17 protein-coding genes and 3 pseudogenes are annotated in these 15,698 nt (G+C 62.3%); 9 read left to right on the plus strand and 11 right to left on the minus strand.

Going from position 1 to position 15,698, the window contains the following annotated elements; genetic code table 11:
* The first annotated feature begins 30 nt into the window (after window positions 1-30).
* The gene (locus tag RQ479_RS26650) at window positions 31-1,089 is read left to right on the plus strand and encodes a dipeptidase (protein ID WP_376702980.1); all 1,059 of its coding nucleotides are present in this window, start codon (window positions 31-33) and stop codon (window positions 1,087-1,089) included.
* A 151-nt stretch (window positions 1,090-1,240) separates the two neighbouring features.
* On the opposite strand, the gene RQ479_RS26655 is transcribed toward RQ479_RS26650, so the two are convergent.
* Together RQ479_RS26655 and RQ479_RS26660 are read right to left on the minus strand one after the other, a co-directional pair.
* Complete coding sequence (locus RQ479_RS26655; RefSeq protein ID WP_352468666.1) at window positions 1,241-1,498, minus strand: hypothetical protein; 258 nt, start codon at window positions 1,496-1,498, stop codon at window positions 1,241-1,243.
* Window positions 1,495-1,629, minus strand: a pseudogene (locus RQ479_RS26660) (aminomethyl transferase family protein); the annotation flags it as partial. The gene RQ479_RS26655 and the pseudogene RQ479_RS26660, both read right to left, overlap by 4 nt.
* A 227-nt stretch (window positions 1,630-1,856) precedes the next feature.
* Here RQ479_RS26660 and betI point away from each other — a divergent pair.
* The 4 genes and pseudogenes from betI to RQ479_RS26680 form a co-directional block, all read left to right on the plus strand.
* Window positions 1,857-2,552, plus strand: coding sequence for a transcriptional regulator BetI (gene betI, locus RQ479_RS26665; RefSeq protein ID WP_376706019.1), 696 nt, complete (start codon window positions 1,857-1,859; stop codon window positions 2,550-2,552).
* Window positions 2,553-2,578: 26 nt separating this feature from the next.
* On the plus strand, window positions 2,579-2,803 hold the full coding sequence (locus tag RQ479_RS26670; RefSeq protein WP_352468667.1) for a hypothetical protein: 225 nt from the start codon (window positions 2,579-2,581) through the stop codon (window positions 2,801-2,803).
* A complete protein-coding gene (locus RQ479_RS26675) occupies window positions 2,803-4,104 on the plus strand; it encodes a flavin monoamine oxidase family protein (protein WP_376702981.1) in 1,302 nt (433 codons plus the stop codon). The genes RQ479_RS26670 and RQ479_RS26675 overlap by 1 nt, the downstream gene beginning before the upstream one ends.
* A gap of 27 nt (window positions 4,105-4,131) precedes the next feature.
* Window positions 4,132-4,293 (plus strand): annotated as a pseudogene (locus tag RQ479_RS26680) (aspartate aminotransferase family protein); the annotation flags it as partial.
* Window positions 4,294-4,741: 448 nt separating this feature from the next.
* On the opposite strand, the pseudogene RQ479_RS26685 reads toward RQ479_RS26680, so the two are convergent.
* The 3 genes and pseudogenes from RQ479_RS26685 to RQ479_RS26695 form a co-directional block, all read right to left on the minus strand.
* Window positions 4,742-4,906, minus strand: a pseudogene (locus RQ479_RS26685) (DNA-binding protein); the annotation flags it as partial.
* 66 nt (window positions 4,907-4,972) lie between these two features.
* On the minus strand, window positions 4,973-5,701 hold the full coding sequence (locus tag RQ479_RS26690) for a dienelactone hydrolase family protein (RefSeq protein WP_376702982.1): 729 nt from the start codon (window positions 5,699-5,701) through the stop codon (window positions 4,973-4,975).
* Window positions 5,702-5,712: 11 nt separating this feature from the next.
* Entirely contained in the window at window positions 5,713-6,447 is a 735-nt protein-coding gene (locus RQ479_RS26695) for a phosphoribosyltransferase (protein WP_352468671.1), read from the minus strand.
* Between the two features lie 305 nt (window positions 6,448-6,752).
* Here RQ479_RS26695 and RQ479_RS26700 point away from each other — a divergent pair, with 305 nt between their 5' ends.
* Window positions 6,753-7,163, plus strand: coding sequence for a CBS domain-containing protein (locus RQ479_RS26700; protein ID WP_352458287.1), 411 nt, complete (start codon window positions 6,753-6,755; stop codon window positions 7,161-7,163).
* Between the two features lie 89 nt (window positions 7,164-7,252).
* On the opposite strand, the gene RQ479_RS26705 is transcribed toward RQ479_RS26700, so the two are convergent.
* Complete coding sequence (locus RQ479_RS26705; protein ID WP_376702983.1) at window positions 7,253-7,810, minus strand: Hsp20/alpha crystallin family protein; 558 nt, start codon at window positions 7,808-7,810, stop codon at window positions 7,253-7,255.
* A gap of 188 nt (window positions 7,811-7,998) precedes the next feature.
* On the opposite strand from RQ479_RS26705, the gene RQ479_RS26710 reads away from it, so the two are divergent.
* Together RQ479_RS26710 and RQ479_RS26715 are read left to right on the plus strand one after the other, a co-directional pair.
* On the plus strand, window positions 7,999-8,436 hold the full coding sequence (locus RQ479_RS26710; RefSeq protein ID WP_376702984.1) for a DUF2267 domain-containing protein: 438 nt from the start codon (window positions 7,999-8,001) through the stop codon (window positions 8,434-8,436).
* Window positions 8,437-8,485: 49 nt separating this feature from the next.
* Window positions 8,486-8,956 carry a YbhB/YbcL family Raf kinase inhibitor-like protein gene (locus tag RQ479_RS26715; RefSeq protein WP_376702985.1) on the plus strand — a complete coding sequence of 157 codons (471 nt, stop codon included), beginning with the start codon at window positions 8,486-8,488 and terminating at the stop codon, window positions 8,954-8,956.
* A 24-nt stretch (window positions 8,957-8,980) separates the two neighbouring features.
* On the opposite strand, the gene RQ479_RS26720 is transcribed toward RQ479_RS26715, so the two are convergent.
* The 4 genes from RQ479_RS26720 to RQ479_RS26735 form a co-directional block, all read right to left on the minus strand.
* A complete protein-coding gene (locus tag RQ479_RS26720) occupies window positions 8,981-10,456 on the minus strand; it encodes an FAD-dependent oxidoreductase (protein ID WP_376702986.1) in 1,476 nt (491 codons plus the stop codon).
* Window position 10,457: 1 nt separating this feature from the next.
* Window positions 10,458-11,507 (minus strand): hypothetical protein, encoded by a 1,050-nt coding sequence (locus tag RQ479_RS26725; RefSeq protein WP_376702987.1) that lies wholly within the window; start codon window positions 11,505-11,507, stop codon window positions 10,458-10,460.
* 302 nt (window positions 11,508-11,809) lie between these two features.
* The gene (locus RQ479_RS26730; RefSeq protein WP_376702988.1) at window positions 11,810-13,180 is read right to left on the minus strand and encodes a TRAP transporter large permease subunit; all 1,371 of its coding nucleotides are present in this window, start codon (window positions 13,178-13,180) and stop codon (window positions 11,810-11,812) included.
* Window positions 13,181-13,183: 3 nt separating this feature from the next.
* The gene (locus RQ479_RS26735) at window positions 13,184-13,714 is read right to left on the minus strand and encodes a TRAP transporter small permease subunit (RefSeq protein WP_352710044.1); all 531 of its coding nucleotides are present in this window, start codon (window positions 13,712-13,714) and stop codon (window positions 13,184-13,186) included.
* 27 nt (window positions 13,715-13,741) lie between these two features.
* On the opposite strand from RQ479_RS26735, the gene RQ479_RS26740 reads away from it, so the two are divergent.
* Window positions 13,742-14,245 carry a hypothetical protein gene (locus tag RQ479_RS26740; RefSeq protein WP_376702989.1) on the plus strand — a complete coding sequence of 168 codons (504 nt, stop codon included), beginning with the start codon at window positions 13,742-13,744 and terminating at the stop codon, window positions 14,243-14,245.
* A gap of 100 nt (window positions 14,246-14,345) precedes the next feature.
* Here RQ479_RS26740 and dctP read toward each other — a convergent pair whose 3' ends face one another.
* Entirely contained in the window at window positions 14,346-15,464 is a 1,119-nt protein-coding gene (gene dctP, locus RQ479_RS26745; RefSeq protein ID WP_376702990.1) for a TRAP transporter substrate-binding protein DctP, read from the minus strand.
* Between the last annotated feature and the right edge of the window lie 234 nt (window positions 15,465-15,698).

Genomic DNA, 15,698 nt, shown 5'->3' on the forward strand with positions numbered 1-15,698 from the left:
GGCCCGACCACTTCAACCGAATGGCCCTCCATGACCGAATCCGATCTCGTTCCCGTCTTCGACGGCCACAACGACACGCTGCTCAGGCTCTACCAGTCGAAGGATGCGGACGTCGAAAAGCTGTTCGTTGAGGGGACGCCGGGTGGCCATATCGACCTGCCGCGCGCGAAGAAAGGCGGATTTGCCGGTGGCATGTTCGCGATCTTCCCGCCGCCTGTCGAGAAATCCAAACGCAGCGCGGTGCCGCTGGCGCCGAGCGACAGCGAGCCCTTGCCGCCCGAGGTTCCGCGCGCCGATGCGCTCAACTCTACCGTAGCGATGGCCTCGATCCTGTTTAGGCTGGAGCGGGCTTCGGCGCTTACCGTCTGCCGCAGCGCCGGCGATGTGAGGAAGGCGATGGCGCAAGGCTCGATCGCGGCGGTGTTCCATATCGAAGGGGTTGAGGCGATCGACCCTGAGCTCACCCTGCTCGACGTTCTCCACGCAGCCGGCCTGCGCTCGCTCGGTATCGTCTGGAGCCGTCCCAATGCCTTCGGCCACGGCGTGCCGTTCCGCTTCCCGTCGTCGCCCGATACAGGGCCAGGGCTGACCGATGCCGGCAAGGCGCTTGTGAAAGCCTGCAACCAGCTGAAGATCATGATCGATCTTTCGCATCTCAACGAAAAAGGTTTTCGCGACGTCGTTGAGATCAGCGACGCACCGCTGGTCGCGACCCATTCCAACGTGCATGCGATCTGCGGCCATTCGCGCAACCTCACCGAATGGCAGCTTGGCGCGATCCGCGATTCGGGCGGCATGGTCGGGCTGAACTTCGCCACCGGGTTCCTGCGTGAGGACGGCAGGATGAACGCCGACACCAGCCTCGACATCATGGTGCGCCATGTCGATTCGCTGCTGCAGGCGCTGGGCGAAGACGGCGTCGGCCTGGGCTCGGATTTCGACGGTGCCATGATCCCGGCCATGATAGGCGATGTTGCCGGACTGCCAAAACTGCTCGACGCATTCGCGGCACGCGGCTTCGGGCGCGCGCTGATCGAGAAGATCGCCTATCGCAATTGGCTCGGCATGCTGGAAAAGACCATCGGCTAGGCCTGTCGATATTCAGGTGAGGCCGGCCTGCAAACGATGGCTTCCTGCGCTTCCGGTGCTCACGTACTTAAGTACGCTCCGCTCCGGTTCTCGGAAACCATCGTTTTCGACTCGGCCTGACCTGAATCTCAACAGGCCTAGGCGGGAATTACTAGGCGCCCATGCGCTTCAGCCAGTCCTGGCCGACGCCGCGGTCGCGGATGATCGGCAGCGGATCGGTGGAATCCAGCCGCGCACAGATGCGGTAGACTTCCAGCGTTTCGGCGTCCATCTCGCCGCGCTTGTAGAAGAACATGGCCGCGGCATAGCGGGTTCGGCCCGACCATTTTTCGCCGAGCGGCGTGTTGACCAGCTGCCACTGCTCGGCGGCTTCGGCATCGATTTCGCGACTGTAAGTGTCGTCAGTCATCTCTTAAAATCCGCGGGCGGATTGGCGGTGCGGCGGTCGAGCCTGACGAACGGCCGCGGCACCAGTTTGGCACGCTTCAACAGCTGGTGATACCGCAGCTCGCGCCTGGCATAGATCTCGACCCAAAGGTCCGCTGCAGGCGGGCTTGGGGGCGCCGATCTGGTCCACGCAACGCCGGGATCGCCACCTTTTGCCAACGGTGCCTTCGACATCGTTTTCTCCAAGGATGCCTATCTCGACGAGAACATTCGAACCCGGGCAGCCCTGCAGAAGGTGCTTGACAGTGGCGAGCACCGTCCCACTGATCTTCGCGGCCGAAGCCGGTCGGCTAGCCGGCGATGCTGGAGACCATCACCCGATGAAGACAACAGAGGCGCGCGAAGCCCTCCTCGAACCGGCGCGAAAAAGCGATTCCGAAAAGCGCGGCCGCAAGGCGTCGAAAGAGACAAGGCAGCTTCAACTGATCGAAGCGACAATCGATTCATTGGCCAAGCGCGGCTATTCGGAAACGACTATGGCCGACGTCGCCGACGGCGCCGGCTTGTCGCGCGGCATCGTCAACTTCCATTTCGAGAGCAAGGAGAAGCTGCTCGTTGCCACTTTGCAATACATGTATGACGAGTATTCGGCGCATTGGCGCAGCGCCTTGCAAAAGGCTGGCGATGATCCCGCCCGCCAGTTGCAGGCATTGGTCGCGGCCGATTTCGACCGCTCGATCTGCAACAAGCGCAAGCTGGCTGCCTGGTGTGCCTTCTGGGGCGAGGCCAAATCGCGGCCGAAATATCAGGCGCTGAGCAGCGCACGCGATGCCGTCTATCAGAACATCTTCATCGATCTTTGCGCGGCGCTCAAGCAGAGCGGCTTCTATGCCTATGAACCACAAGTCATGGCGCTGGCGCTCAGCGCCATGCTGGATGGTCTGTGGCTGCGTTTGATGATGGGCACCGAAGACACCACACGCGAGACGGCACTGCAGGCCGCGAACGAGTTCCTGTCCGCGGCATTCCCCAGGCACTATCCGAAATCTGCAGCCAGCGGTGCCAAGCCGGCGTGAACAATCAAAAAGAGGATGGAACAGCAATGAAGACAATAACCCGACGCCCGACACTGACAGTGGCATTGGCTGCAGCACCGGCGGCTTCGGCGACGGGGCTGGCGGCTTCGGCCGCGGCGCTGGCGGCGGACAGGGACCTCGTCGTGTTTAACTGGTCCTGTTACGAGGATCCCGGCTTCCATCCGCAGCCGGTGGCGCCGGAGTTCAAGCAGCGGATGGTCGCGGAATTCGAGAAGATCAAGGCCGGCTAATGAAGTTCAAGATCGAACGAGCCGATGTGGCCATCGTCGGCGCCGGCTTCACCGGCCTGTCGGCCGCGCGTGAATTGAACCAGGCCGGCATCGATGTCGTGGTGCTCGAAGCCCGCGACCGTGTCGGCGGACGCGTCGAAGCCGTGCAGAACGGGCTCGGCGAGCGGATCGACAGCGGCGGCCAGTTCCTGTGCGAAGACATGCCGGAATTGATGGCGCTGGTGCGAGCGCGCGGCAAGACATTGGTCGAGACCCATGTCGCAGGCGAATTCGTCACGCAGCCGCGAATGAGCGAGGCGCAAGCCGGGCGCACTTACGGCACCGGGATGCGAATACGCGAGCGGATGAATGCGATCGCACCGAACGACCCGGCCATTGCCGGCTTGACGGTCGCGGCATGGCTCGATCGCCAGGCCGATCCCGACGATGCCAAGGCCGCCTTTCGGTCGATGATCGAGGGCCTGTGGTGCCTGGCAATGGAAAGGCTGCCGCTGTGGTACCTGATCGACAATGATCGCCGCGTCACCAACGAGGTGTCGGAGCTGCAGTATTTTGTGCGCGAAACCATCCATTCGCTGGCGGATGATCTTGCGCGGGATCTCGGCGATCGACTGCGGCTGAATACAGCTGTCGAGGCCATTGAGGACGGGCCGGGAGGGGTTCGCGTCGTTTCGCCTGCCGGCGCGATCGAGGCACGAGCGGTACTGGTCGCCGTACCGCCGATGATGGCCTCGAGAGTGGATTTCGTGCCGCCGCTGCCGGCTGTGCTGAAGAGAGCCCTCGGCGTCTGGCAAAGCGGCGCGGTGATCAAAATGCTGGTGCGCTATCCCAAGGCTTTCTGGCGCGACAGGGGCTTGAGCGGCATGGTGATGTGGCGCGATCCGCACGGGCTTTTTGCCTGCGATGCAAGCAGGGACGAGGATCATGCAGCACTTGTCGTCTTCATCGGCGGGCCGCTGGCGCAGCGCTGGCGGGATCTGGACGACGCAGCGTTACGCGCAAAGGTGACATCAAAGCTGGAAGAGGCGCTCGGTATCGAGGCGGCCGGCATTATCGATCTCAGCTATCGCGACTGGACCGGGGATCGCTGGAGCGGCGGCGGTTACAGCGATCTGATCGTCGATGCGACGGCAACTGATGCCGAGCGCATTATCCGTGCTGGCGCGCCGCCGATCCATTTCGCCTCGTCGGAGCTGTCGCCATCATTTCCGGGCTACGTCGAGGGCGCCATCGTCGCCGGCCGCATTGCTGCGCTAAAAATTATTCAGTCGGCCATCGCCATCAGAGCCTCAGGGTCATAAGCGAGGCGGATCGAGCTGCCGACCGGGATCGACGCGCATTGCCACGAGCTCAGCCTGCTGGTCAGGCCGCTGATCAACATGTGCGTAATGTCGCCGCCGCTGATCATCACGCGCGAGCAGATCGACGACATGGTGTCGATCTTGCGCGAAGGCATTTCGCGCACGATGGACGATCTGCGCCGGGAAGGGGGTCTGGGAGGAATAGGCGTTTATCGCCGGCGGCCTTGTCGACGTCTTGCCTTTGCTGGCGGCGGCCCGTGGCGTCCATATCGGGTTTCCTGGAGGCGAACTGCCGTCTTGAACTATGCGTGGTGAGCCCGCGTTCTGGCGGCCTTCTGCGCCGCCGCCTTCCTTCCGCTGGCGCCTTTCGTCTCGGCGGCTTTCTTTGCGGCTGCGGAGCGTTCCTCGGCGTCCGGCGCGAGGCCGCACGCTTGGCCTGCTGCGCCAGCGCCTCGTGCGACGCCGTGCTCTTCGGCTCGTGCTCGAGCACCTTGGAGACGGCTTTCGAGACCCGCGGGCGGCGTTTCGGCTTGCGTTCGCCCTGGCCGGCCTCATAGGCGTATTCGGCACTTTTGCGCGTGCTCTCCTTCACCTTGCCCTTTTTGGGCGGGGGCAGGTCTACGCCTGCGCGTCTCGCCTCGGAAAGCCCGATGGCGATGGCCTGCTCGGTCGAGCGCGCGCCGTGCTCGCCGCGGCGGATTTTATCGATCTCCTCGTGCACGAACTCGCCGGCCTGTGTGCTCGGCGATTTGCCCTCGCGCTTGTCCTTTCGGGCCTTCTCGATGGTTTTCTTGTCCGGCATTGTCTTTCTCCCACATACGGGTTGCGACAGCCATTCGGGTTGCAGCTGCGCGCGGTCTTATGAGGATCATAACGCGTTGAGGACGCAAATGATCCCGGGACTGGTGATGCAAGCCCCGGCTGTCAGGGCGTCGACGCCGATCTGTCCGAAATCAGATGGCGCAAGAACCATTGGGTAGCGAGATCCGCGACTTCGTCCAGGGCGCCGGGCTCCTCGAACAGATGTGTCGCGCCAGGGACGATGGCGAGCTCCTTCTCGCTGCGGAGCCAGCGCCGAGCGGTTGAGCGCGATCACCTGCGTGTCCGCGCCTCCAACGACGAGCAAGGTCGGCGCCCGGACGCGCGGCAGGGCGAGCGCTGCAAGATCGGGCCGGCCACCACGCGAAACCACGGCCGCGGCCTGGTCGGGCCGCTCGGCCGCCGCCACCAGGGCGGCACCGGCGCCCGTGCTCGCGCCGAAATAGCCAAGACGCAACCCCGACGTGTCCGGCGAGGCGCCGAGCCAATCCGTGACGCCGACCAGCCGGTCGGCGAGCAGTCCGATATTGAAGCGCAACTCGGCCGTGACCTGGTCGATCCGCTCCTCTTCGGCCGTCAACAGGTCGACGAGGAAGGTGGCGAGGTTCGCCTCGTTCAGCCTTCCGGCCACGTAGCGGTTGCGCGGGCTGTGGCGGCTGCTTCCGCTGCCGTGGGCGAACAGCACAAGGCCACGAGCATCCGGGGGCAACGAAAGATTGCCCTCAAGCGTGACAGGCCCCGCGGGAACATGCACGACGTGCTCGCTATCCCGGTCCATGTCCACCTCCGCTATGTCGATCTGGTGCCAGGCACCGGACCCGCGCTCGCGCGCCCGGCCAATTCTTCTTCGGAAGCGGCAGGCTTGTCGGAAGCCGCAGGCTTAGGCACGCAGCTGGCGAGGAGCGCGCGGACCTCTTCATCGCTCGTTTGTGAGAAATCCACGTACCAGCGCCCGACACCCAGCAACGGCTCTGGTGTCGTCGCGCAAACGACCTCGTCGGCGTCCGCCCGCATCGCGTCGCAAGTGTCGGGGCTACCGACGGGAACGGCCGCGACAATATGGGCGGCGTGGTTTTTTCGCAGCGCCTTGATCCCGGCCCGCATGGTCGATCCGGTCGCAAGCCCGTCATCCACGAGGATAATGGTCCGTCCATTCAACTGCGGTGGGGGTCGCCCGTCCCTATAGAGGTGCTCGCGGCGCAGAAGCTCTTTTTCCTCCTTTGCGGCGACCGCGTCGATGACATGTGGCGGGATCGCGAGACCGCTGACGATTTCGTCGTTCAGGACACGTACGCCTGAGGGCGCGATCGCCCCCATGGCCAGTTCCTCGTGACCGGGGACGCCGAGCTTGCGCACGACGAAGACGTCGAGCGGTGCCTTGAGTGCCTGCGCGACCTCGTAGCCGACCGGCACGCCGCCTCGGGGCAGCGCCAATACGATCACGTCGTCGCGGCCGGTAAAGCGAACGAGCTCCCCGGCGAGTCGCCGCCCGGCCTCGCGGCGATCTGAAAAGATGATAGCCATGACCTTCAATCCGCGTGCATCTGTTTTCCCGGTGGATGTTTTGTCACCAGCCTGCGGCCACATGCCGTGGAATGGCTGCGGCACCGGTACCATTTTGGAACTCGCTCGCTGCCTGGACGTTCCAAGAATAGTTTCGATCGCGAGGTGCCGGCACCGGCACGCGTTAGCGCGGATCGGGAAGATCGAAGATAGCGATCCGTACATGCCTCGTCCGGCGATTTCGCGATGCGCGGCAACAGGCGCGTCTGGCGGCTTGTTGCCTCAGCAATCAGGGAAAGGAATATCCCATGCAAGTTCAGGAGATCATGAGCCGTCGGACCGAACTGGTCGGCCCGAACACTACAATCAGGGATGCCGCCCGGAAAATGCGGGCCGACAATCTCGGCGCCCTTCCGGTCGGCGAGAATGACAGGCTGGTCGGCATGGTGACAGACCGCGACATCGTGATGCGCGGCGTCGCCGAGGAGCGCTCAGCCGGCAACACGACCGTTCGCGAGGTCATGTCCGAGCATGTCTATTGGTGCTTCGACGACGCCGATATCACCGATGCGGCGAAGATCATGGCCAAGCATCAGGTGCGTCGTCTTCCGGTGATCAACCACGACAAGCGCCTCGTCGGCGTCATTGCCCTGGCCGACCTCGGGCGGACCGATAAGGAAGCCGCCAAAATCGCTCTCGAAGGCGTTTCCGAGGCAACGGACGATCCCCGGCGCTAGACGCTCGCCTGAGCGGTTGCCGCCGTGCTCGCCGTTCTCCCTCCCTCGGGGGTGAACCCAGCCTGCTCAGGCAGCCTTCAGTTTGGCTACTATCGCGCTTTCACTTCTATGCGGCGTGTCTTGTCCTTTGCAGCGGGATTCTTCGGAAGCTCGACAGTCAAAACGCCGTTCCTGAAAGTAGCCTGCACCTTGTCGGCATCGATCTCCGCTTCCAGGGGGATCGTCCGCTGAAATCGGCCATAACTGCGTTCGCTGTAGGTGTGGCCGCGGTCGCTTTCCTTGTGCTCCGAACGCTTCTCGCCCGTAATGGAAAGGGTGTTGTCGCGCAGCTTGAGCTCAACATCCTTCTGCTCGAGCCCCGGCAATTCGGCGGTGACCTTATAGGCTTGGTCTGTTTCATATACGTCGACGCTCGGCCAAAGATCGCTGGCCGTAGTCGCTTCGGCCATTGGCGCAAAGAAGTCGTCGAACAGGCGATCGATCTGCCGGTGGAATGACGTGAGTGGGTCTCGCGCGGACGGGTAGAGGCTGCGCGATGGCGTCCTGGGCGCCAAATCGTGATGTGCCATGGTTTTTCTCCTGTTTTTCGTGTCTGCATCACTCGTCGCCATGTGATAGGCGACGGCAAACAAAACTCGTCCACCCATGAGGATGTTCCGAGCGCCGGCCAAGAAAGGCGGTCGAAAAAACAGCGGCAAAAAGCCGGCCCGAATCCCCTCATGACGGAACCTCCGACAATGAATGCGCACCAGGACATGCGCATCGGGGAACAACGAGCAGGTACGGCTGTTTGGTCATACCAGCCTAGTCGGATTTGAATGGAAGGAGGATTTCGATGAACGCCACCGGACTCGACGTATTCGACGAGACACTGCAGACCACGAACATCTGGCTCGACGAGATCATGGACGAGATTGGACCGGATCGGCAGGTCGCCTGGCACGTTCTCGGCGCGGTGCTGCACGCCCTGCGGGACCGTATGCAGCCGGACCTTGCAGCCCACCTGGGCTCGCAGCTGCCGATTCTGGTGCGCGGCGCCTTCTATGACCAATATCAGCCCTCCAAAGCTCCCGAGAAGATGCGGTCGCTCGACGAGTTTCTGGCCAAGATCAAGGCGGAGCTGGAATTCACCCGTCCGGTCGATTCCAAGGATGCATTCAGGGTCGTGTCCAAGGTGCTCGCCCATCATGTCGGAGAAGGACAGATGCACAAGGTCTGGGAATCCCTGCCAGGAGAGATCAGACGCGTCGCCGAAGCTCAGCAAGCGGCGTGAACAGCGCCGACGCGGGTTTCTCGATCGCAACCTCCTTGGGGAAATAGCAATGCCACTCACCCTTATCAGCCCGGCGTTCCGGGCAGACGGAAGAATTCCCGAAAAATATGCGCGTGACGGCCAGAACGTCTCGCCGCCGCTGAAGTGGTCCGGTGTTCCGGATGGTACCAAGAGCCTTGTTCTTGTCGTGCAGGATCCCGATGCGCCAAGCGGGGTTTTCGGGCACTGGGCGGTCTTCAATATCCCGCCGGATGCCGGCGGACTCGCCGAGGCCGAAGATGGCAAGCCCGGCCCGTCGGCACTCAGGCAAGGCACCAACGATTTCGGCAACGCTTATTACGATGGTCCGCAGCCGCCTGCGGGGCATGGCGTCCATCATTACCACTTCCTGCTGGCCGCGCTCGATGTGCCGAGCCTCAGCGTACCGGGACAGGCGGGCGTGCATCAGGTCTGGAAGCAAGCCCAGAAACACGCATTGGAGGAGACGGAGTTGGTCGGAACCTACGAACGGCCGGCGTGACGCGGGCGGCGTCGAGCGCCGCCTTCACAATGTAATCTGGGCAAGCGGTTTTCGGGCAGGGCCGTGGATGACCGAACCGTCGGCGGCGAAGATCGAGCCGTGGCAGGGACAATCCCAGGTGTGGTCCGCATTGTTCCAGGTTACGGTGCAGCCCTTGTGGGTGCACGTCGCCGAAACCGCCTGGAGTGCGCCTTCGGTGTCTCGCCACGCCGCAATCTTTTCGTCTCCCCTGACGATCACGCCACCCATGCCGGGCGCAATGTCGTGGGTGCTCGAGACGATCGATTGACTGCGGCCGTTGTTGTGGAAGTCCTCGGGATAGGGCCGCGCCGGATCGTAGAGTTTTTGCCATGGGCTCGGGCGAGCGCAGATCAGGTCGGCGATCATTGCGCCCACGGCCGTCCCGTTGGTGATGCCCCAGGCGTTGAAGCCCGTGGCAATGTGGAAGCCGGCGGCCTTGGCGGGATCGGGTTCGCCGGCATATGGGATCCTGTCGGCCGTATCATAATCCTCATTGCACCAGCGCCAGGCGACGTCGCCGACCGGAAGGTTCTTTCTCGCCCATTTTTCCAGTTCGACGAACCGCCTCGCCACGTCGCCATCCCAGCCGGTGTTGAATTTGGGGCCGAGCGCGACCAGCAGTGGACCGTCGGCATCACGGCCTGTGCGAATGGAATGCGTCGGGTCGTCGATGCCGATGAACATGCCGTCGACAGGGAGGGGATCATCGATCCGAAAGGCCATCACGGTGTGGCAGCGCGGTTGCGTCCGCTTCGCCATGCCGACGGGGCTCTTCACCGTCATGTTGGTGGCAACGACGACATGCTCGGCATCAACGGCGCCGCCATCGGTGACGACGCGCCAGCGGCTTGCCTCGTCGATCGAGGTGGCGCGGCTGTTTTCGAAGACCCGACCGCCACGAGCCGTCACCGCTTCCGCCAGGCCAACCAGATACATCGCCGGATTGAACTGCGCCTGGTCGGGGAACCGCAATGCCGCGGCCGTTTCGAAAGGCAGCGGCGCGCGGTCGAGGAGATCGGCCTCCAGCCCGACCTGGCGCGCGGCCTCCGCCTCGGCCGCGACCTCCGCGCTCCGGCGATCATCGCAGGTGTAGGTATAGGCTTCTTTGCTCTCGAGATCGCAGGGAATGGCGTAGTTGTTAACCCAATCGCGGATTTGTCGGGCGCCGGCGGAATTCGCATCGGCATAGGCCTGGGCCAACTCCCGGCCGACTGTGTCGATGAGATGACGATAGATCAGCGCGTGCTGCGTGGTGATCTTGGCCGTCGAGCGGCCGGTCACCTGGCCGCCCGTGTGCAGGCCTTCGAGGACGACCACCGATCGGCCCGCCTCGCAAAGGCGAAGCGCCGTCGTCAGCCCGACAATTCCAGCACCCACGACAACGGCGTCCGCACGGATCGAACCTTCGAGCTGGGGATAGTTCGTGGAGGTGGCTGCCGCCACCCAACAGCTTCCCGGTTTTCCCAAGAGAATGGCCATTTCAACCGCGTTCCTTGCGTCTCGATGCACTTCCATCGACAACCGCGCCGGCACGGGAACGTTCCCGAGGTTCGTCGCTTTCAAACGATCTCTCGCCACCCCGGGTCAGAAAAGCACCGGGAAGATGCGAGGTGCAGGCCATCACCCAGGTGATCGCCTCGCGGTCGTATTCGTCGCCGGAGCGCCAGTCCTCGAAGAAGGCGTTCAGCCTATCGACACGCCCCGGCCAGATGCCGGCGGCCTGCAGGCCGAGCGATACGCCGTAATTGGTGAAGGCGAACTTGGTATCGCGCAGCCATGGGGCGCGGCTGAAATAGCCGGGCGGGTCGACCCACGTCGTTTCCAGAGTTCGCAGCGAACGCCTTGTCTGGGCCTCGGCCCACGGCTCATCGGGAAAGAAATGGGCGAGCCACAGCATCATGCCGAGGCCGAGGTCCTGCTCGATGTCGAGGGTGCGCCAATCGCGCTCCATCAGGTCACGCATTTGCGCGATCTCGGGCGCCAGTGCGTCCTCATCGAGCATCCGGTAAGAGACGTAGCCGTCATAGGCATCCATGCTGCCGAGGCCGTAGCCGGGGTAAGGACCGCTTAAATCCTCCTGCATCTTCCAGATCACGCCGCGGCCGGGGACCACAAAGGCCGGGTGAATGTCCCGCGCCAGCGCAATGCCGCGCTTGCGGTATTCCGGCTTCAGATCGCCGAGACGCGCCAAGGCGAACAGCCACATCGCCAGATAGTGGAAATACTGGCCGTCGCGATCGGCCGCTTCGCCGATCCTCAGTCCGCGCCGGCGGCCGAGCACACGCTCGACATCGGCCACCAGCCGCTCGGCTGCGTCCAGCCAGCGCTCTTCGCCAGTTTCTGTGTAAAGCGAGACGTAGAGCACGACCCCGAATGCGTCGGTCCACAGATACCGCAAGCCGTTGGGCCAGATGCCTTCGGCGCGCATCCAGTCGAGTTTTTGCAGGACATAGTCGACGTCACGCAGCATTGCGGCAAGTCCCGAACTGGCAAAGCCGGCCGGTTTTCGGTGCGGCGCGATTGTGAACATGCAGAATTTCGAGCATGTCTCCTCCGCTCCGGTTGATCTGGCCAGATATGGCGAAACGATCTGATCCGGCGGCGGTTCCTTGGCCATCTCGACAAGGACAGATGAGGCGGCATCCCCGGGGCGGCGTAGGCGAGATAACCAAGACCGGTCGAGAGCGATAGACCCGCACTCGCAGCGAGGATTGTTTCAAGAAGCGATCTCATGACGGCGCGCAAAGGGAGGCAAAAAAGGGGCGCCGTTCAATAGAAAAGCTATCAAATTCGATTGATCCTGGTGTCGGATGACGCAAGCCGCAAATGTGGTCAATTGCCTCCGTACATGACCTTCGGCAGCCAGATGACGATTGGGGGGAACACGATGCACAGTCCCACTCCGATCGCCTGCAGGCATAAGAAGGGGACTGCGGATCGGAAGATCGTCGCCATCGAGATCTCCGGCGGAGCAACGCTCTTCAGATAGAACAGCGAATAGCCGAAAGGCGGACTCAGGAACGCCATCTGCATGTTGACCATGAAAATGACACCATACCACAGCGGCACGTCTTCAGGAGCCACACCGGCTAACCCGAACGTGCCGCCGAATTCCAGTGACTTAAGGATGGGCAGAAAGATCGGTACGGTGAGAAGGAGAATGCCCACCCAGTCCAGAAACATGCCGAGGACGAACAGGATGATCATCATCAGAACAAGAACGCCGTATGGCGCCAAGCCTGTTCCGAGTATGGATTCGGCGACGAAGCTCTGGCCGCCCTTCAGGATGAAGAAGCCGACGAACATGGTGGCGCCGAAGAATATCCACATTACCATTGCCGTGGCCTTAAGCGTCGCGACACTGGCCTCGCGGATCGTGTCCCAGGTCAGGCGCCGATGTGCGGCGCAGACGATGAAAGCACCGAACGTGCCGATGCCGGCGGCTTCGACCGGCGTGGCAATGCCCATGAAGATGACCCCGAGCACAAGCAGGATCAGCAGTATCGGCATGAACGTGCGGCGCAAAAGCTTGATTTTTTGGGCGAATGCGATGCGCTCGTCCGGCGGCAACGCCGGGCCGAGCTTGGGGTTGATGTAACAGCGCGCCGTCACGTAGGCGACATACATCCCAGACAGCAGCAGCCCGGGAAACACTGACCCGATCAAAAGCTCGCCCAGCGACTGCTGCGCCACGACGGCATAGACGATCGCCATGACGGAAGGGGGTATGAGAATGCCAAGGGTCCCGCCTGCAAGAAGCGAGCCGCAAGCGAGCTTGGCGTCATAGTTACGGCGCAGCATGGCGGGAAGCGCGATCATACCCATCGTCACTTCCGTCGCCCCGACGACACCGACCATCGCGGCCAGCAGCGTGCATGAGATCACCGTGGCCGAAGCAAGCCCGCCTTTCAGTCCGCCCAGCCATTTGTAGACGACGTCGAACAGCTCCTCGATGATGCCCGCCTTCTCGAGAATCGCGGCCATGAAGATGAAAAGCGGCACCGCCGAGAGCTGATAATCCGTCATGAAGGGGAAGACCCGAGACGGCAGCATGTTCAGCATGGCCGAATTGCCGAACAAAAAAAGGAAGAGCACGGCGAGGCTGCCGGTACAGAACGCCATCGGCAGTCCGAGCAGCAGAAGGACGCCCAGACCCCCGAACATCAATACGCTGAGCCACAGGATCGGAAGCTCGAGACCCATCGCTCAGCCGATCCTTCCTAATGCAGTGGCGATGTCTCGCATCAGCCGGGACAGGCCCTGAAGCAGCAGGAGCGCTGCCCCGAAGGGGATCGCGAGCTTTACCGGCCAGTATTGGATGCCCCATTCGGTGAACGAGCGTTCGCCAACCGCCATGGCATCACTCGCAAATCGCCATCCTGTGACAAGCATGGTGCCGGTGAACAGGAAGAAGAAGGCCGAGGTGATGATGTCGCAGACAGCGCGACCGCGTTCGGAGAGATGGCTGTAGACGATGTCCACCCTGACATGCGTTTCGTCGCGGTAGGCATAGGCACCTGCCAGCATGTACTGGATGCCGAACATAAGAAACATACTCTCATGCACCCAGTTCGTCGGTGAGTTGAAAACAAAACGGGCCACCACTTCGTAGTAGTACGCCATCACTGCGAGAACCGACCAGTAGGCGACCAACTCGCCCGTCACCTTGACCAGCCGGTCGACAGGCCGGAAAGCGGCGAGCGGCATCTTGACGGGCGTGGCGGGAACGTCGGTCACAATCGGATGGGTTTCTGTTGGGTTCGGTTGAACCTCACGTTCGCGGGCGCGTCGAACCAGGCCGGGCATCAGCAAGGCGTCGCCTGCGAGAGCGAGACCAAGCAGAAGTCCGGCAATTCGGCCAATGTTGTTGGCGCGCTCGAGCCCATGGGCGGCGGCGGCCAGATTATCGCGCGCCACCGTGGCGTCTGCCTCAGCTCTCGCCAGGCGATCGGCAGCACCCTCTTTGCTGGCTCCTACATCTGCCTTGGCACGCGGCAACAGCCTTTCGGCGTGTTCGGCCTGGGATCGCGCGAGCGACACTGCCTCACGTCCGTCGCGTACCTGGGCGCCCGTCCAAAGCACTGCAATGAAGAGCGGGATAAAAATGAATCCCCACCTGCTCTTCAGATAAAAGCGGTGCATGCCGACGAAGCCCGCAGTGACCAGGAACAGGTAGGCAAGAAAGAGATTCGGGCGGCCGGCACCGCTCTGTGCCCGCTCGCGATGCACAAGGAAGACCGCGGCAACCGGGAAAAGCACGAGGCTTGACCAGTATAGCCAGTGCGGCAGCACAAATGTGAGTGAGGGCATCGGCGACTGCCTCTTGCAGGAGAGTGCGCCCGGCCGGACAGGGCGGGCGCGGAGAGCCTCAGAGGTTGATCGACAATCCCTGATACATGTCCGGCGTTACGTAACCGACGGTCGGGTTCTCCATCACCTCAAGCTGCAGTTTGAAGATTCGCGCGGCGTCCTTGTCCTTATTGGCCCACTCGAACCAGATCGGCACCGCGATTTCCTGGAACTTCTGGAGGTCCTCCGCTCCAAGCCGATTGATTTCAATGCCGGCATCCAGGAATTTCTGCCAAGCCTCCATGTCGGCCTTCTGGATGGCCCCGAAATGAGTGTTGGAATAGACTTGGATTTCGTCTTCCACGAACTTCTTGAGGTTGTCCGGGAGTTGGTTCCAGACGTTCATGTTGACGGCAAAGTCCATCAGATCGACGGGCTGGTATACGGACATCAGACCGGCTGGGCCCATGGAAATGTACTTGGTCACCTGCTGGAACCCGAGCGCCCAGTTTACCGCCGGCCCAGTGTAGTCGGCTGCATCGATCGTGCCTTTCTCCAGCGCGGAGAATACCTCGCCCCCCGGCAGCAGCGTCGTCTTGGCGCCCGCTTTCGCGAATGTCTCGGCGATCATGCCGCCCGGTACGCGCAGCTTCAGATCCCTGAAATCCTCGATCGAGCGGATCGGTGTCTTTGAGTGGATGATGTTCGGGCCATGGTGAATGCGGTTGACGTAGTAAAGACCTTGTTTCGCATAAAGGTCGCGCGCGGCCTGCAGACCACCTTTTGAATAGAAGAAGATGTCCCATTCGTGCGGATAGCGTAGCCCCATCGTGTAAGAAGACAGGAACGCTGTCGCGGGAAGCTTACCGGCCCAGTAAAGTGAAAACGAATTCATCGCTTCCAGGACGCCGTTCTTCACCCCGTCGAGCAGCTCGAAGTCACCGACGATGTCCTTTGCCTTGAACGGCTGAAATTCGAGTTGGCCTCCGGTCTTTTCCTTGATGGTGCCACACCAGTTTTGGAAGGTTTCAAGTCCGACGCCCGCCGGCCACGAGGTTTGAATCTTCCAGATGATTGTGTCAGCGGCTCCGGCCCTTCGAACCCAGGGAGCGGTAACCGCCGTCGCCGTTAGCCCAGCGACAAGTCCACTCGTCTTCAGAAATCTTCGCCTTGATTGGGAATGCGATTCTCCGTCCATTGTCTTCCTCCCTGTTCGGCAAGCGGACCTGGCCCGCCGCCGGTCTCAAAACGTAAAATTCAATGGCACAACGGATGCCCCTTTCTTGTGGGACCAGAGCTGCCCCTTTTCGCATCGGTTGTGGCTGAATTGCCAAGGCCGCTAACGAGAGCGAAAGGAACTGGCGCAGCTTGCAAATAACATAGCGCGGCGCGATGATTTTCAATCACTGCGCGCCCGACCGCAATATGCTCG

The organism is Mesorhizobium sp. ISC25 (assembly GCF_042295465.1).
In the GTDB taxonomy this organism is placed as follows: domain Bacteria; phylum Pseudomonadota; class Alphaproteobacteria; order Rhizobiales; family Rhizobiaceae; genus Mesorhizobium.

What these genes read in the sequence shown, in the direction of transcription:
- RQ479_RS26705 (WP_376702983.1), bottom strand. Translation starts at nt 7,810, where the DNA reads ATGGGTGGACGAGTTTTGTTTGCCGTCGCCTATCACATGGCGACGAGT.
- RQ479_RS26710 (WP_376702984.1), top strand. Translation starts at nt 7,999, where the DNA reads ATGAACGCCACCGGACTCGACGTATTCGACGAGACACTGCAGACCACG.
- RQ479_RS26725 (WP_376702987.1), bottom strand. Translation starts at nt 11,507, where the DNA reads ATGTTCACAATCGCGCCGCACCGAAAACCGGCCGGCTTTGCCAGTTCG.
- RQ479_RS26670 (WP_352468667.1), top strand. Translation starts at nt 2,579, where the DNA reads ATGAAGACAATAACCCGACGCCCGACACTGACAGTGGCATTGGCTGCA.
- RQ479_RS26650 (WP_376702980.1), top strand. Translation starts at nt 31, where the DNA reads ATGACCGAATCCGATCTCGTTCCCGTCTTCGACGGCCACAACGACACG.
- RQ479_RS26720 (WP_376702986.1), bottom strand. Translation starts at nt 10,456, where the DNA reads ATGGCCATTCTCTTGGGAAAACCGGGAAGCTGTTGGGTGGCGGCAGCC.
- betI (WP_376706019.1), top strand. Translation starts at nt 1,857, where the DNA reads ATGAAGACAACAGAGGCGCGCGAAGCCCTCCTCGAACCGGCGCGAAAA.
- RQ479_RS26730 (WP_376702988.1), bottom strand. Translation starts at nt 13,180, where the DNA reads ATGGGTCTCGAGCTTCCGATCCTGTGGCTCAGCGTATTGATGTTCGGG.
- RQ479_RS26690 (WP_376702982.1), bottom strand. Translation starts at nt 5,701, where the DNA reads ATGGACCGGGATAGCGAGCACGTCGTGCATGTTCCCGCGGGGCCTGTC.
- RQ479_RS26715 (WP_376702985.1), top strand. Translation starts at nt 8,486, where the DNA reads ATGCCACTCACCCTTATCAGCCCGGCGTTCCGGGCAGACGGAAGAATT.
- RQ479_RS26695 (WP_352468671.1), bottom strand. Translation starts at nt 6,447, where the DNA reads ATGGCTATCATCTTTTCAGATCGCCGCGAGGCCGGGCGGCGACTCGCC.
- RQ479_RS26700 (WP_352458287.1), top strand. Translation starts at nt 6,753, where the DNA reads ATGAGCCGTCGGACCGAACTGGTCGGCCCGAACACTACAATCAGGGAT.
- RQ479_RS26675 (WP_376702981.1), top strand. Translation starts at nt 2,803, where the DNA reads ATGAAGTTCAAGATCGAACGAGCCGATGTGGCCATCGTCGGCGCCGGC.
- dctP (WP_376702990.1), bottom strand. Translation starts at nt 15,464, where the DNA reads ATGGACGGAGAATCGCATTCCCAATCAAGGCGAAGATTTCTGAAGACG.
- RQ479_RS26655 (WP_352468666.1), bottom strand. Translation starts at nt 1,498, where the DNA reads ATGACTGACGACACTTACAGTCGCGAAATCGATGCCGAAGCCGCCGAG.